Origin of the sequence: Streptomyces sp. NBC_00872, from assembly GCF_045161915.1 — a bacterium.
GTDB lineage: Bacteria > Actinomycetota > Actinomycetes > Streptomycetales > Streptomycetaceae > Streptomyces.
This window is the reverse complement of record NZ_CP108806.1, coordinates 3,186,667-3,201,537: the sequence shown is the minus strand read 5'-3', so window position 1 is coordinate 3,201,537 and position 14,871 is coordinate 3,186,667. Positions and strand designations below refer to the sequence as shown.

Below are 14,871 nucleotides of genomic sequence, written 5' to 3'. Positions count from 1 at the left end.
CCGACCGGGGCGGCCGTCCCTCAGCCGCGGCTGTCAGTAGTGGCCGTCCCAGAAGTCCGTCAGCGCGGCGGCGGTCTCCAGCGGCCGGTCGGTGTTGGGCGAGTGCCCCGCGCCCTCGATGACGCTCCTGCGGGCCTTGAGCCGCTCCGCCATCGCGTCGAGCAGAGGCAACGGCCAGGCGTCGTCCTGGTCGCCTGACACCACATGCTTGGGCAGCGGCCGCACGGCGGCCAGCTCGTCCACCCGGTCCGGCTCCACGGAGAGCTGCCGGCCGGTGGCGATGAGCTGCGCCGGATTGGTCCGCAGCCAGCGCCCGCGCAGATCCTCACCGTCGACGGGGATCACGTCGTCGTCGGCGGGTGCGTCCATCATGCGCATGGCCTCCCAGACCTGCGCCATGGTCATGGTCGCGAGCGCGTCACCGAGCGTCCTCACCCGCTCCCGCTGGGCGCGGGCCACCTGCGCGGGCCCCGAGGACATCAGGGTCAGCGTGAGGAACGGACTCCGGTCGAGCAGCACGGCGGCGCGGGCGATCTGCCCGCCGAGCGAGTGTCCGAGCAGATGGACGGGGGTCCCGACCGCCTCCGCCTGCGCCAGCACATCGGCGGCCAGCTCGCCCTGCGCGTAGGCCTCCGGGGTGTCCGGCCCCTCGGTCTCGTACTGTCCGCGGCCGTCCACGGCGAGAGCGCGGTAGCCCGCCTCCGTGAACGGTTCGAGCAGTGAGATGAAGTCCTCCTTGCTGCCGGTGTACCCGGGCAGCAGAAGCACGGTTCCCTGTGGCTCCCCCGTGGGCCTGGCGTCGAGCACGGCGAACCGGCCGCGACGGGTCGACAGGGCACGGGCACGGGCGCAGGAGGGCGGGGTGAAGCTGGACGGCCGACTCATGCGACGAGGCTAACCGCGCGGCGGCGGGGCGACGCCGCCAGGTCCCTGACCGGACGCTCCGCCGCCGACCGGCCGGGAACGGACCCGTCCGGAACCGATTCGCCCGGAGACCGATCCATCCGGAACCGGGCCGTCCGGAAGCGGGCCGTCCGGGCGCCGGTACGCCGATGGCCCGGCACCCTGGGGGCGTCGGGCCATCGGCGAGGTCCGTGGGTCAGCTGTCGGTCTTGGCCACGGTCGTACGGGTACGGCGGCGGCGCGGCTTGGGCACCGCGTCCCCCTCCGGTGTCTCGGCGCCCGTGGCCGCCGTGTCCGCCGCCTCGGCGACGGGCTTGGTGACGCGGGTACGCCGACGGGGCTTGGTCTCCGCGACGGGGGCCTCGGCCGGGTCGGCCACCGCCACCGCCTCCGCGGTGACGTCCGCCTCGGTGGCGGGTTTGGCGACCCGGGTCCGTCTGCGCGGTTTGGTCTCGGTGACTGTGGCGACGGGGGCTTCGACGGTGTCGACGGCCACAGCCGCGCCGACCGTCTCGACGACCGCTATGGCCGCTTCCGCGGCGGGTTTCGCGGCCCGCGTGCGGCGACGGCGCGGCTTGGCCGCCGTCTCGGCCTCCGGCTCGGACGCCACCGGCGGAGCCACCACCGGCTCCACGGCCACAGGCGTCTCCACGGTCTCCAGGACCGGTGCCTCGGCCCCGGGCGCCGCCACGGCACCGCTGCGGGTACGACGGCGACGGCGCGGGGTACGCGGCTCGGTGGCCGACTGCTCCGCGCTCCCGCTCTCCGGTACGTCGAGAGGAACGGCCGTCTGGAACTGCGGCTCGGCCGCCCCGTCCAGCGCGGTCCCCTCCACCGCCGTTCCGTCCAGCGCGGTCCCGCCGCGGGTACGGCGGCGCTGACGCGGCGGGCGCGTACGGGCCGGGCGCTCTTCCCGTACCGCCGTGGCCGCCGACTTGCGGCCACGGCCGCCCGTCTCGCCCAGATCCTCGACCTGCTCGGCCGACAGACCGGCGCGGGTGCGCTCGGCCCGCGGCAGCACGCCCTTGGTCCCCTCGGGGATGTTCAGCTCCTCGAACAGGTGCGGTGACGTGGAGTACGTCTCCGGCGGGTCCGGGAAGCCGAGGTCGAGCGCCTTGTTGATGAGCTGCCAGCGAGGGATGTCGTCCCAGTCGACCAGGGTGACGGCCGTACCGGACGCGCCCGCGCGGCCGGTACGGCCGATGCGGTGGAGGTAGGTCTTCTCCTCCTCCGGCGACTGGTAGTTGATGACATGCGTCACGCCCTCGACATCGATACCGCGCGCGGCGACGTCGGTGCAGACCAGGACATCCACCTTGCCGTTGCGGAACGCGCGCAGCGCCTGCTCACGGGCGCCCTGGCCGAGGTCGCCGTGGACCGCGCCGGAGGCGAAGCCGCGCTGGGCGAGCTGGTCGGCGATATCGGCGGCCGTGCGCTTCGTACGGCAGAAGATCATCGCGAGTCCGCGGCCCTCGGCCTGGAGGATGCGCGCGACCAGCTCCGGCTTGTCCATGGAGTGGGCGCGGTAGACACGCTGCGTCGTGTTGGCGACGGTCGCGCCCTCGTCGTCCGGCGAGGTGGCGCTGATGTGCGTGGGCTGCGACATGTAACGGCGGGCGAGACCGATGACCGCGCCCGGCATGGTCGCCGAGAACAGCATGGTCTGGCGCTTGGGCGGCAGCAGCTGGATGATCTTCTCGACGTCGGGCAGGAAGCCCAGGTCCAGCATCTCGTCGGCCTCGTCCAGGACGAGCGCGCGCACATGCGAGAGATCGAGCTTCTTCTGGCCCGCCAGGTCGAGGAGCCGGCCCGGGGTGCCGACGATCACATCGACGCCCTTCTTGAGGGCCTCGACCTGGGGCTCGTAGGCCCGGCCGCCGTAGATCGCGAGAACGCGGACGTTCCGCACCTTGCCGGCCGTCAGCAGATCATTGGTGACCTGGGTGCACAGCTCGCGGGTGGGGACGACGACCAGCGCCTGCGGGGCGTTGGTGAGCTTCTCCGGCACGGCCCGGCCGGACTCGACGTCCGCGGGGACCGTGACGCGCTCCAGGAGCGGCAGACCGAACCCGAGCGTCTTGCCCGTGCCGGTCTTGGCCTGTCCGATGACGTCCTTGCCGGAAAGCGCGACCGGGAGCGTCATCTCTTGGATGGGGAACGGAGACATGATGCCGACGGCTTCAAGCGCCTCGGCGGTCTCGGGGAGGATTCCGAGTTCTCGGAAAGTCGTAGTCAGGGTGCTGCCTCTTCTGTGAGACGCGGCGCGAGGCGAACGCTGGGGGTCGTACCGCACCTGGGTACTCGGCCGGCCGTGGGTTGGCCGGATGGCGCGGGACCACTGCCGTCGCTCGAGCGCTCGTGCCGCTGAGGGGGCCCCTCATCTGCGGTCGTACGCTGCTGTGCGTACGATTCGCGTGGAGGGCGGTCGGGTCGGAGCCGATCGGGCCACCGACCGGGCATCCTCATGGGGCCTGTCCGAGAAAAAGACCCTCGGACAAAACACTGCGAAACACTGCCAGATACTGCGAGGGCCCGCCAGAACACCAGCGGGCTCTTTATCACTGTACCCCGGAATCGCGCATGTGTGTTGGGCGAATTCGTCGGAACGGTGTCACGACAGTGTCTGACCAGGCCCTTCCTGGCTGGGAAGAGCGGGCTATTGTGCGTCCATGGAGACGCCCGACAACGCCACCGCACCCGCACCCGCAGCCGAGGGACCCACCGGGATCGCCGCCCAGAGCTGGGACACGGCCGCCGCACAGCCGCAGTACCGCGCCGCGGTCGTGGATCTGCTCGGCGCGCTCGCCTATGGCGAGCTGGCGGCCTTCGAGCGGCTCGCCGAGGACGCCAAGCTGGCCCCCACCCTGGCCGACAAGGCCGCGCTGGCGAAGATGGCCGCCGCCGAGTTCCACCACTTCGAGCAGTTGAACGAGCGGCTGCGGGCGATCGACGCCGAGCCGACCGGCGCGATGGAGCCGTTCGCGAAGGCGCTCGACGACTTCCACCGCCAGACCGCTCCTTCGGACTGGCTGGAGGGCCTGGTCAAGGCCTATGTCGGGGACTCGATCGCCAGTGACTTCTACCGCGAGGTGGCCGCGCGTCTCGACACGGACACCCGCTCGCTGGTACTGGCCGTGCTGGACGACACGGGGCACGGCAACTTCGCCGTGGAGAAGGTGCGCGCCGCGATCGAGGCGGAGCCCCGCGTCGGCGGGCGGCTGGCCCTCTGGGCGCGGCGGCTGATGGGTGAGGCGCTCTCGCAGGCGCAGCGGGTGGTGGCCGAGCGGGACGCGCTCTCCACGATGCTGGTCGGCGGGGTGGCGGACGGCTTCGATCTCGCGGAGGTCGGCCGGATGTTCTCCCGGATCACCGAGGCGCACACCAAGCGGATGGCCGCGCTGGGGCTGGCGGCCTGAGACCGGGACCGGGCCGTGCCTCAGGAGGGCATGGCCCGGTGCAGCCGCCGGCCCGTGGGACGGACCAGCAGCGACAGCAGCACCGTGCCCACCAGCAGCGCGCCGGCGAGCATCGCCAGCGCATGGCCGGGGCCGAGGGCCATGTACGTCAGATAGGCACCGAAGAGGGCGCCGAGCGGACCCGCGGTGAAAACCGTCCGGTGCGACGGCAGCCGGTGCGACAGCAGATGGGCCGCGGCCCCCGAGAGACCGAGCCCGACCAGGGCCGATCCCAGAGCTACCCAGATCACTGCCGATCACCTCACTGCACACGATGGACACCGCGGTCCGGACCTTTGGGCCCAGCACGTCACTACCCGGAGTGCGCGGAACGCAACCCTCCCCGGCTCGCCCGGACACGATCAATCCTCGGCGCGGACGGACCACGGCGCGGAGGCGGCACGACGGCAGACACGACGGCAAACGCGACGGCAGACATGACGGCAAAGGAAACGGCCCGGCGGGAGTCCCGCCGGGCCGTTCCCGGATGTCAGCGACCTGGAGCGCGCCGACCTGGCGCCGGACAGGGCCTAGAGCGCGCCGAACCCGACCCGTCGTGTGGTCGGCTCACCGATCTCCACGTACGCGACCCGCTCGGCCGGTACGAGGACCCTGCGTCCCTTGTCGTCCGTGAGGCTGAGCAACCGCGCCTTGCCGGCCAGCGCGTCGGCCACGGCGCGCTCGACCTCCTCGGCGGACTGCCCGCTCTCAAGAACGATCTCCCGGGGCGCGTGCTGCACGCCGATCTTGACCTCCACGGCTATGTCCCTCCGAACGGTCGGTGCGTTGCGCGGTCAGCCGCGCTGTACCCAGCACACATTAGCCCGGAGAGACCACCGGGAATCCACCCGGAAGGCGCCGCGGTGCACGCCCGCAGCGAACACGCGCCGCTCAGTGCTGTTCACCGCCGTGCAGCGGGAAGCCCGCGATCCCGCGCCAGGCCAGTGAGGTCAGCAGTCTGACCGCCTCGTCGCGGGGGATGGCCGATTCGCTGGAGAGCCAGTAGCGGGCCACCACCTGGGAGACCCCGCCCAGCCCCACGGCCAGCAGCATGGACTCGTCCCTGGAGAGCCCGGTGTCCTCGGCGATCACCTCGGAGATCGCCTCCGCGCACTGGAGCGCGACCCGGTCTACGCGCTCGCGCACCGCGGGCTCGTTCGTCAGATCCGACTCGAAGACCAGGCGGAACGCGCCGCCCTCGTCCTCGACATAGGCGAAGTACGCGTCCATCGTGGCCTCGACGCGCAGCTTGTTGTCGGTGGTCGAGGCGAGTGCCGTACGGACCGCCTGGAGGAGGGCCTCGCAGTGCTGGTCGAGCAGGGCGAGATACAGCTCCAGCTTGCCGGGGAAGTGCTGGTAGAGGACGGGCTTGCTGACACCGGCCCGCTCGGCGATGTCGTCCATCGCGGCCGCGTGGTAGCCCTGCGCGACGAAGACTTCCTGTGCCGCGCCCAGAAGCTGATTGCGTCGGGCGCGGCGCGGCAGGCGCGTACCTCGCGGGCGCGCTGCCTCGGTCTGCTCTATGGCTGTCACGCCGCCTCCCAAAAATCGTGCCGTGCGCGCTGTGCGCCGCCCCGCCATCGTACTTTTGGGTAACGGCGCTGTGCGCGGCGCGGACGCAGAATTTCACGGACCGGGACGCCCGCGGTAGCCGCGGGACGGGCCAGGTCCTTTCCGGCCCCTCCCGCGGAGCGGGCCTGTTCAGCGGACCTGCCGCGGTTCAGCGGTAGCCGTCCTCGTCCTCGTCGAGGTCGACCGCGCGCGCCTGTTCCGCGGCGTCGCCCTCACTCACCGTGGCCGGATCGACATGGGTCAGCGGCTCGTCGCCGCGGTGCCGTACCTCGGTGTGCTGCTCCGCGGCGTCGGCTTCGGGGGTCTCCTCGCCCAGCTCGACGTCCTCGTCCTGGTCCTCGGTCTCGAAGGTGTCCGGGTCCGTGGGGTCCACCGGCATACCGCGCCTTCTCTCCTCACCGCGGGGCACCGCGGAGAGCCGGGGCCGTCCGCGGCGTGAGGGGCCGGGGCACGCGCCCCTCACCCTGAAGCGTAGAAGCCCCGGATGCCGGACGCCATGCGGCCTGTGACGGCGAACACATAATCCCGCGCGTGATCGTCTCGTAACATTGCCGCATGTCTTCGACAGAGCTGCCGGAAACCATCGCCGCCGCTGTGGCTCCGAGGGTGAGCCCCGTCCGGGTCGCGGAGGGGGAGACGCTCCGCTCCGTCACACTGCCCGGACTCTCCCTGACCGTACGGGGACGGCCCGCGACCCGTACGGGAGTGCCGTCCGCGCTGTATGTGCACGGGCTCGGCGGCTCCTCGCAGAACTGGTCGGCGCTGATGCCGCTGCTGGCGGATCTGGTCGACGGGGAGGCCGTCGATCTGCCCGGGTTCGGGGACTCGCCGCCGCCGGACGACGGCAACTACTCGGTCACCGGGCATGCCCGCGCGGTGATCCGGCTGCTGGACGCCGGCGGGCGCGGTCCCGTCCATCTCTTCGGCAACTCGCTGGGCGGCGCCGTCGCCACCAGGGTCGCGGCGGCCCGGCCCGATCTGGTGCGGACCCTGACGCTGGTCTCACCGGCGCTGCCGGAGATCCGTGTGCAGCGCACCGCCGTGCCCACCGCGCTGCTCGCGCTGCCCGGGGCGGCCGGGCTGTTCGGCAGGCTGACCCGGGAGTGGACGGCGGAGCAGCGCACGCGCGGGGTGATGGCGCTCTGTTACGGAGATCCCGCCGTGGTCAGCGAGGGCGAACTGCGCGAGGCGGTCAAGGAGATGGAGCGTCGGCTTCAACTGCCTTATTTCTGGGACGCGATGGCCCGTTCCGCACGCGGTATCGTCAACGCGTACACATTGGGCGGTCAGCACGCGCTGTGGCGGCAGGCCGAGCGGGTACTGGCGCCGACACTGCTTGTCTACGGCGGGCGGGATCAGCTCGTTTCGTACCGTATGGCACGGAAAGCGGCGTTGGCTTTCCGTGATTCACGGCTCCTTACGCTCCCTGACGCCGGGCATGTTGCCATGATGGAGTACCCGCGGGAGGTCGCGCAGGCCGCCCGTGAACTCATCGACCACATCGACGACACCGACAGGAGCTGATCCGGGGCGTGGGACGACACAGCCGCAGAGGCCCCGCACCCCAGGGCTCGCCGGGCCCGGCCGGTGTCGTGCCCGCCGAGGCCGACGCCGATCCGGATCCGGAGGGCTCCGGCAGAGGCCGGCGCCGGCGCTCAGGAGCCGGCCGGGATCAGGGCCAGGCCCAGGGCCCGGCTGGTCAGGCTCAGGCTCAGGGGCAGGAGCGCGCGGGTGCGGCGTACGGCACGCCCGCTCATGGCACTCCCCTGTACGGGACTCCCGCGCGGGGCGTACCGAAGGTGCGCGGCGGCCATCCCGAGCAGCGTGAGCCCGGCGGCGGCTGGGGCTCCGAGCGGTACGGCGACCGGCAGGGCGCGGCCCCCGGCGCCGTGGCCCCACCGCGCCGCTCCGGCGGGGCGGCGACCGCGGCGCGCGGCACCACGACCTTCGGCACGGGAGCGCCGGGAAAGCCGGGGACGGGTACGCCGGGAACGGCGGCGCCCGGGACCGGAGCGCCGCTGATCCCGGGCCCACGGCGCGAGTTCATAGACGCGTTCGACGCCGACGCCTTCGACGCCCCGAGCGCCCGTACCGGCCTGCGGGAGAGCGCACCGCCCGCGCCGTCCCCCGCCACCACCGGCGGGCGGGACGGTGACGACGGCGCCGACACGGCCCCCGGCACGGGCGAAGGCACTCCGGGTCCGGGCGGTCCCGACGCGGACCAGCCCGCCAGAGGCGGCAAGGGCCGTGCCCTCACCGGTATCGCCGCCGCGGCGGTGACCACCGTGCTCGCGGTCGTCGTGGCCGGTCAGGTCACCGGCGGCGCGGAGCCGTCCGGCGCGCGGCCCGCCGAGGGACTCGACCGTACCGACGACGGCTTCGCCTCCCGCTCGGACGGCCGGGCCACACCGTCCGCCCCGAAGCCGGAGAAGCCGGCCCCCGCGCCCGCCACTTACGCCGAGCTGATGACCCGGCAGTTCCCGCTCGATCCCGCGCTGACGGCCTCGGGCCGGTTCACCGCCGTGCCCGGTCTGGACAGGGCACCGGGCAAGGGGCAGAAGTTCCGCTACCGCGTGGACATAGAGGACGGCCTCGGGCTGGACGGAAAGCTCTTCGCGGACGCCGTCCAGAAAACCCTGAACGACGACCGCAGTTGGGCGCACAACGGCGCCATGACCTTCGAGCGGATCTCCAGCGGCAGCCCCGACTTCGTGATCACCCTGGCGAGTCCGGGCACCACGGGCGTCTGGTGTGCCAAGTCCGGTCTGGACACCACCGTCGACAACGTGTCCTGCGACTCGGCCTCGACCGACCGCGTCATGGTCAACGCCTTCCGCTGGGCGCGAGGGGCGGAGACCTTCGGTGCCCAGCAGATGCTCGGCTACCGCCAGATGCTGATCAACCATGAGGTCGGCCACCGGCTCGGGCACAACCACGTGATCTGCCGCACGCCCGGAGCGCTCGCCCCTGTGATGCAGCAGCAGACGAAGTCGCTGGACATCGACGGGATCAAGTGCAGACCCAATCCCTGGGTGTTTCCCAATACTTGAGATGCCTGTCTCAAATCACGTTGACATCGGCGGCGGGGTCGTTCATATTTCTCGGCATGTCCCCCCACCGCCCCGCCGCCCTCGGTCGCGCCGCCATAGAGCTGGCGCTCATCGGTGTGACCGCACTCTGCGTGGCTGACATTCTCTGTCGCTGAGCCCTGCCCGAGCGCGCGTCGGCCCATTCCTTCCGCCGTACATCGCCGCGCCTGGGCGTACTCCGTCCATACGCAGGCGCGGCGCGCACCACTACTCCACCCCCACCACTCTCCACCGCTGCCGTCTGCCCGGACACCGAGCGTTCAGCGCCATTGCTCCCGTTCCGTCCGACTTTTCCCCGCAGCAACCGAGAGGCTTTCTTCCGATGCGTCAACCGTCCGTAAAAACCCGCCGCCTGGCCGCGGCAGCCGTCAGCCTGGTCCTGGCAGCGGGCGCCGCCGCCTGCTCGGGCCCCCAGGACAACGATGCCAAGGCCGGGGCCGCGGACAAGGGCAAGCCGCAGAAGGGCGGCAAGCTCACGGTGCTGAACTCCGACCCGCAGAGCGACTTCGACCCCGCGCGTCTCTACACCTCCGGCGGCGGCAACGTCCCCTCGCTGGTCTTCCGTACGCTCACCACCCGCAACCGCGCGAACGGCGCGGCAGGTACCAAGGTCGTGCCCGACCTGGCCACCGACACCGGGCGTCCCAACGCGGACGCCACGGAGTGGACGTACACCCTCAAGGAGGGGCTGAAGTACGAGGACGGCACCCCGATCACCAGCGCCGACATCAAGTACGGCGTCGAGCGCTCCTTCGCGGCCGAACTCTCGGGCGGTGCGCCCTATCTGCGTGACTGGCTGGTCGGCGGCGCCGACTACCAGGGCCCGTACAAGGACCCGAAGGGCCTCGCCTCGATCGAGACGCCCGACGCCAGGACCATCGTCTTCAAACTCAGGAAGCCCGAGGGCGACTTCCCCTTCCTGGCCACCGCGACCCAGTTCGCGCCGGTCCCCAAGGCCAAGGACGACGGGGCCAAGTACGAGGAGCACCCGGTCTCCTCGGGTCCCTACAAGGTCGTCAAGAACGAGGACGACGGCCGGCGTCTTCTGCTGGAGCGCAACCCGAACTGGTCGGAGAAGACCGACGACCAGCGCCACGCGTACCCGGACACCATCGATGTGCAGTCTGGCCTCGACTCCGCCGTGATCAACCAGCGGCTGTCCACCAGCTCGGGTGCGGACGCCGCGGCCATCACCACCGACACCAACCTCGGCCCGGCCGAACTCGCCCAGATCGGCAGTGACAAGACGCTCGCGGCCCGGGTCGGCACCGGCCACTTCGGCTATACCAACTACCTCGCCTTCAACCCGAAGGTGAAGCCGTTCGACAACCCCAAGGTGCGCCAGGCGATCTCGTACGCCATCAACCGCACCAGTGTGATCAACGCGGCCGGCGGCTCCGCGCTCGCCGAGCCCGCGACCACCTTCCTCCCTGATCAGGCGGCCTTCGGCTACACGCCGTACGACCACTTCCCGGCGGGGAAGACCGGCGACCCGGCCAAGGCGAAGGAGCTGCTGAAGGAGGCCGGTCACCCGAACGGTCTGACCATCTCCCTCACCCACTCCACCGCGCAGAACAGGGAGACCAGCCCCGAGGTCGCCACCGCCGTCCAGGAGGCGCTCAAGCAGGCCGGGATCACGGTCAAACTGGTGGGTCTGGAGACCAACGCGTTCAACGAGGCGCGCTGGAGCGCCGCCGACTCGCCCGGCTTCTTCATCTCCCGGTGGGGCGCGGACTGGCCGTCCGGCGGCCCCTTCCTGGCGCCGATCTTCGACGGCCGGCAGATCGTCGAGGACGGCGCCAACTTCAACCACGCGCTGCTCGACGACCCGGCGGTCAACAAGGAGATCGACGAGATCAACAAGCTGACCGATCTGGCCGCCGCGGCCGAGCGGTGGGGCGCGCTCGACAAGAAGATCGGTGAGCAGGCGCTCGACGTACCGCTGTTCCACCCGGTCTACAAGCGGCTGTTCGGCAAGGACGTCAAGAACGTCGTCATCAGTGACTGGACCGGTGTCCTCGACATCTCGCAGGTCGCGGTCAAGTGAGCACGGTTCCCGATCTGCCGGTGTCGGGGGCGAAGGCGGGTGCCGCGGTCGCGGTGCCCGCCGCCTCGGACACCCGTCAGGCCTGGCGGCGGCTGCGCGGACGTCCCTCGGCCGTCGTCGCCGCGGGCGTCCTCGGACTGCTCGTGGTGCTGGCCCTCGCCGCGCCGCTGCTCGCCGCGATCGAGGGCCAGGACGCGAACACGTACCACGACGCGCTGGTGGACTCGGCGCGCGGCGGGGTGCCGATCGGCTCGTTCGGCGGGGTCAGCGGCGACCACTGGCTCGGGGTCGAACCGGGCACCGGACGGGATCTGTTCGTACGGCTCTTCTACGGCGCCCGGGTCTCCCTGCTGGTCGCGGTGGGCGCCACCGTCGTCCAGGTGGCCATCGGCGTGATGGTCGGACTGGCCGCGGGGCTGGGCAACCGGCTGCTGGACACCGTCCTCAGCCGGTTCACCGATGTGATGGTCGCACTGCCCATGCTGGTGCTCGCCATCGCCCTGACCGCCGTCGTGCCCGCCGACTTCCCGCGTCCGCTGCTGCTGATCCTGGTGATCGGACTGCTCAGCTGGGGCGGTACCTCGCGGATCGTACGGGCGCAGACCCTCAGTCTGAAGCAGCTCGACTTCGTCGCCGCCGCCCGGCTCGCGGGCTCGGGGCGGTGGCGGGTGGCACGGCGTGAGCTGCTGCCCTCGCTCGCCGCGCCCGTGATCACGTACGCGGCGATCCTGGTCCCCGTCAACATGGTGGTCGAGGCGTCGCTGTCCTTCCTGGGCGTCGGGGTCAAACCGCCGACACCCTCCTGGGGACAGATGCTGTCGAACGCGCAGACCTGGTTCCGCGCCGATCCGATGTACGTACTGCTGCCTGCCGGGATGCTGTTCGTGACCGTGCTCGCCTTCACCGTGCTGGGGGACGCGGTCAGGGCCGCCCTCGATCCCCGGGAGGCGGGGCGGCTGCGGGTCGGACGGCGCCGTACGTCCCGTACCCGCGCCGCCGCGCCCGACTCGCCCAAGGACATCTCCTCATGACGCGCTATCTGCTCAAACGGCTCGGCGGCGCGGTGCTGGTCCTGCTCGTGCTCTCCGTCGTGATCTACGGGCTCTTCTATCTCGCGCCGGGCGATCCGGCCCGCCTCGCGTGCGGCGACCGGTGCAGCACCGAGCAGGTCGCACAGGTACGCGAGCAGCTCGGACTGGGCGATTCCGTGTACACGCAGTACGCCCACTTCCTCCAGGGCATCCTCACCGGGCGCGACTACTCCACCGGTACGGCCGTGCTGCACTGCGACGCGCCGTGCCTGGGCTTCTCGTACCAGACCGACCAGCAGGTCACCTCGCTGATCCTGGACCGGCTGCCCGCGACGCTCTCGCTCGCGCTGGGCGCCATGGTGATCTGGCTGGTCATCGGGGTGGGTACCGGACTGCTGTCCGCGCTGCGGCGCGGCGGGATCACCGAGCGCGCGCTGACGGTCCTCACCCTGGCCGGGACGGGCACGCCGGTGTTCATCCTCGGTCTGCTGCTGCTGATGCTGGTCTGCGCGTACTTGCAGTGGCTGCCGTTCCCGACGTACGTACCGCTGACCGACGACCCCGAGCAGTGGGCGTGGAACATGCTGCTGCCCTGGCTCACGCTGGGGCTGTTCGAGAGCGCGAAATACGCGCGGCTGACGCGCAGTTCGACACTGGAGACGCTGGCCGAGGACCATATCCGTACGTTTCGCGCGTACGGGGTGGGGGAGCGCGCGGTCGTCGGGCGGCACGCGCTGCGCGGCGCCGTACCGCCGGTCATCGCGCTCAGCGCGCTGGACTTCGGCACGGTGATGGGCGGGGCGGTGCTCACCGAGTCCCTCTTCAACATTCCCGGGATCGGCAAGACACTGATCGACGGGGTACGGGAGATCGATCTGCCCGTGGTGGTGGGGGTGGTGCTGGTGACCGGCACGGCCGTCGTGGTGGCGAACGTGGTGGCCGATCTGCTGTACGCGGCCGCCGACCGGAGGGTGGCACTCCTGTGACGGAGCACGTGCGGGACGGACAGCGTGAACGGCCGGACCGGCCGGAGCGACCGGTGACGGGGAATCTGATCGAGGTGGCGGATCTCACGGTCGACTTCGTCTCGGGCGAGGAGACCGTACGCGCCGTCGACGGGCTCTCCTTCGCACTCGCCCCGGGCCGGGCGATCGGCCTGGTCGGTGAGTCGGGCAGCGGCAAGAGCACGGTCGCGAGCGCGCTCCTCGGACTCCACCGGGGGACGGGCGCGCGCGTCGGCGGCGCGGTGCGCGTGGGCGGTACGGACGTGGGCACCGCCTCCGACCGTGAACTGCGCGCGCTGCGCGGCGCGGTGGCCGCGATGGTCTTCCAGGACCCGCTGTCGTCCCTGGACCCGTACTACGCCGTCGGGGACCAGATCGCCGAGGTCTACCGGGTCCATACGGACGCCTCGCGGCGTGCGGCCCGCGCACGGGCCGTCGAGGTGCTCGACCGGGTGGGCATCCCGGACGCGGCGCGCCGGGCGAACGCCAGACCGCACGAGTTCAGCGGCGGTATGCGCCAGCGCACCCTCATCGCGATGGCGCTCGCCTGCGAGCCGCGTCTGCTGATCGCCGACGAACCGACCACCGCCCTGGATGTGACGGTCCAGGCGCAGATCCTCGATCTCCTCCACGACCTGCGCGGTGAGACGGGCATGGGGCTGCTTCTGGTCACCCATGACGTGGGGGTCGCGGCGGAGAGCGTGGACGAGGTGCTGGTGATGCGGTACGGCCGGGAGGTGGAGCGCGGTCCGGTGGCCGAGGTGCTGGGAGCGCCGCGCCGGACGTACACGCGCACGCTGCTCTCCGCGGTGCCCCGGGTGGACGCGCCGGTGACGCGGGCCCCGGGTGAGGTGGCTTCCTCGGACAGGGTGGCTTCTTCTGACGAGGTGGCTTCCGCGGACGGGGCGGCTTCTTCGGACGGGGTGCTGCTCGAAGCCGTTGATCTGCGGCGGGAGTTCCGGCGCGGGCGGCGGACCGTCACCGCCGTCGACGGGGTGTCGCTCACCGTCCGCGCCGGCGAGACCCTCGGCATCGTCGGGGAGAGCGGCAGCGGGAAGACCACCCTGGGACGGATGCTCGTCCGGCTGCTGGACCCGACCGGCGGGCGGCTGCGCTACCGGGGCACGGAGATCGGGGCGGTGTCCGAGAAGGAACTGCGGCCGTACCGCCGTGAGTTGCAGATGGTCTTCCAGGACCCCGTCGCCTCGCTCAACCCGCGCCGCTCGGTGGGCGAGTCCATCGCCGATCCGCTGCGGGCGGCGGGGGCACTGGACGAGCGCCGGATCGTCGCCCGTGCCCGGGAACTGCTGGAGCGGGTCGGACTCGACCCCGAGCGCTACGACCGGTATCCGCACGAGTTCAGCGGGGGCCAGCGGCAGCGGGTCGGTATCGCGCGGGCGCTCGCCGCCGAGCCCCGGCTGATCGTCTGCGACGAGCCCGTCTCGGCCCTCGACGTGACCACCCAGGCGCAGGTCGTCGCGCTCCTCGCGGAGCTCCAGCGGGAGCTGGGCCTGGCGCTGGTCTTCATCGCCCATGACCTCGCCGTGGTGCGGCAGGTCAGCGACCGGGTCGCCGTGATGCGGGACGGCGCGATCGTGGAACAGGGCACGGTCGAGGAGGTGTACGGATCGCCCTCCGACCCGTACACGAAGCAGCTGCTCGCCGCCGTGCCCGCGCTCGATCCGGTGCTCGCCGCCGCGCGCCGCGCGGCCAGGAAGGCGCTTCCGGCGCCTGCCGAGAAGGTCCCCGCTGCCTGACCTTGCGTAGCCG

At 71.8% G+C, this 14,871-nt stretch carries 14 protein-coding genes; 8 read left to right on the top strand and 6 right to left on the bottom strand.

Annotated features, from left to right (window positions below; translation table 11 throughout):
* Nucleotides 1–33: 33 nt before the first annotated feature.
* Together OG214_RS13555 and OG214_RS13550 are read right to left on the bottom strand one after the other, a co-directional pair.
* On the bottom strand, nucleotides 34–885 hold the full coding sequence (locus tag OG214_RS13555) for an alpha/beta fold hydrolase (protein WP_405984871.1): 852 nt from the start codon (nucleotides 883–885) through the stop codon (nucleotides 34–36).
* 214 nt (nucleotides 886–1,099) lie between these two features.
* Complete coding sequence (locus OG214_RS13550; RefSeq protein WP_405984870.1) at nucleotides 1,100–3,046, bottom strand: DEAD/DEAH box helicase; 1,947 nt, start codon at nucleotides 3,044–3,046, stop codon at nucleotides 1,100–1,102.
* A gap of 526 nt (nucleotides 3,047–3,572) precedes the next feature.
* Here OG214_RS13550 and OG214_RS13545 point away from each other — a divergent pair.
* Nucleotides 3,573–4,319: a ferritin-like fold-containing protein gene (locus tag OG214_RS13545; RefSeq protein WP_363080847.1), complete on the top strand. Its 747-nt coding sequence runs from the start codon at nucleotides 3,573–3,575 to the stop codon at nucleotides 4,317–4,319.
* A gap of 20 nt (nucleotides 4,320–4,339) precedes the next feature.
* Here OG214_RS13545 and OG214_RS13540 read toward each other — a convergent pair whose 3' ends face one another.
* The 4 genes from OG214_RS13540 to OG214_RS13525 form a co-directional block, all read right to left on the bottom strand.
* Entirely contained in the window at nucleotides 4,340–4,609 is a 270-nt protein-coding gene (locus OG214_RS13540) for a hypothetical protein (RefSeq protein ID WP_363080848.1), read from the bottom strand.
* A gap of 279 nt (nucleotides 4,610–4,888) precedes the next feature.
* Nucleotides 4,889–5,116, bottom strand: a complete 228-nt coding sequence (locus tag OG214_RS13535; protein WP_363080849.1) for a DUF3107 domain-containing protein — start codon at nucleotides 5,114–5,116, stop codon at nucleotides 4,889–4,891.
* A gap of 133 nt (nucleotides 5,117–5,249) precedes the next feature.
* Nucleotides 5,250–5,891: a TetR/AcrR family transcriptional regulator gene (locus OG214_RS13530; protein ID WP_363080850.1), complete on the bottom strand. Its 642-nt coding sequence runs from the start codon at nucleotides 5,889–5,891 to the stop codon at nucleotides 5,250–5,252.
* Nucleotides 5,892–6,078: 187 nt separating this feature from the next.
* Nucleotides 6,079–6,309, bottom strand: coding sequence for a hypothetical protein (locus OG214_RS13525; protein ID WP_363080852.1), 231 nt, complete (start codon nucleotides 6,307–6,309; stop codon nucleotides 6,079–6,081).
* Between the two features lie 176 nt (nucleotides 6,310–6,485).
* On the opposite strand from OG214_RS13525, the gene OG214_RS13520 reads away from it, so the two are divergent.
* The 7 genes from OG214_RS13520 to OG214_RS13490 all read left to right on the top strand — a co-directional run bounded on the left by OG214_RS13520 (nucleotide 6,486) and on the right by OG214_RS13490 (nucleotide 14,858).
* Nucleotides 6,486–7,454, top strand: coding sequence for an alpha/beta hydrolase (locus tag OG214_RS13520; RefSeq protein ID WP_363080853.1), 969 nt, complete (start codon nucleotides 6,486–6,488; stop codon nucleotides 7,452–7,454).
* 8 nt (nucleotides 7,455–7,462) lie between these two features.
* On the top strand, nucleotides 7,463–8,980 hold the full coding sequence (locus OG214_RS13515) for a DUF3152 domain-containing protein (RefSeq protein WP_363080854.1): 1,518 nt from the start codon (nucleotides 7,463–7,465) through the stop codon (nucleotides 8,978–8,980).
* 56 nt (nucleotides 8,981–9,036) lie between these two features.
* Complete coding sequence (locus OG214_RS13510; RefSeq protein WP_363080855.1) at nucleotides 9,037–9,135, top strand: Ms4533A family Cys-rich leader peptide; 99 nt, start codon at nucleotides 9,037–9,039, stop codon at nucleotides 9,133–9,135.
* A gap of 206 nt (nucleotides 9,136–9,341) precedes the next feature.
* Nucleotides 9,342–11,066, top strand: coding sequence for an ABC transporter substrate-binding protein (locus OG214_RS13505; RefSeq protein WP_363080856.1), 1,725 nt, complete (start codon nucleotides 9,342–9,344; stop codon nucleotides 11,064–11,066).
* Nucleotides 11,063–12,097 carry an ABC transporter permease gene (locus OG214_RS13500; protein WP_405984869.1) on the top strand — a complete coding sequence of 345 codons (1,035 nt, stop codon included), beginning with the start codon at nucleotides 11,063–11,065 and terminating at the stop codon, nucleotides 12,095–12,097. The genes OG214_RS13505 and OG214_RS13500 overlap by 4 nt, the downstream gene beginning before the upstream one ends.
* Complete coding sequence (locus tag OG214_RS13495; RefSeq protein ID WP_365902752.1) at nucleotides 12,094–13,083, top strand: ABC transporter permease; 990 nt, start codon at nucleotides 12,094–12,096, stop codon at nucleotides 13,081–13,083. Before OG214_RS13500 ends, OG214_RS13495 begins: the two co-directional genes overlap by 4 nt.
* A gap of 68 nt (nucleotides 13,084–13,151) precedes the next feature.
* Nucleotides 13,152–14,858: a dipeptide ABC transporter ATP-binding protein gene (locus OG214_RS13490; protein ID WP_405987495.1), complete on the top strand. Its 1,707-nt coding sequence runs from the start codon at nucleotides 13,152–13,154 to the stop codon at nucleotides 14,856–14,858.
* Nucleotides 14,859–14,871 lie beyond the last annotated feature (13 nt).

Coding starts and splice junctions, on each gene's coding strand:
- OG214_RS13555 (WP_405984871.1), bottom strand. CDS start 885: ATGAGTCGGCCGTCCAGCTTCACCCCGCCCTCCTGCGCCCGTGCCCGT.
- OG214_RS13550 (WP_405984870.1), bottom strand. CDS start 3,046: ATGACGCTCCCGGTCGCGCTTTCCGGCAAGGACGTCATCGGACAGGCC.
- OG214_RS13545 (WP_363080847.1), top strand. CDS start 3,573: ATGGAGACGCCCGACAACGCCACCGCACCCGCACCCGCAGCCGAGGGA.
- OG214_RS13525 (WP_363080852.1), bottom strand. CDS start 6,309: ATGCCGGTGGACCCCACGGACCCGGACACCTTCGAGACCGAGGACCAG.
- OG214_RS13520 (WP_363080853.1), top strand. CDS start 6,486: ATGTCTTCGACAGAGCTGCCGGAAACCATCGCCGCCGCTGTGGCTCCG.
- OG214_RS13510 (WP_363080855.1), top strand. CDS start 9,037: ATGTCCCCCCACCGCCCCGCCGCCCTCGGTCGCGCCGCCATAGAGCTG.
- OG214_RS13505 (WP_363080856.1), top strand. CDS start 9,342: ATGCGTCAACCGTCCGTAAAAACCCGCCGCCTGGCCGCGGCAGCCGTC.
- OG214_RS13495 (WP_365902752.1), top strand. CDS start 12,094: ATGACGCGCTATCTGCTCAAACGGCTCGGCGGCGCGGTGCTGGTCCTG.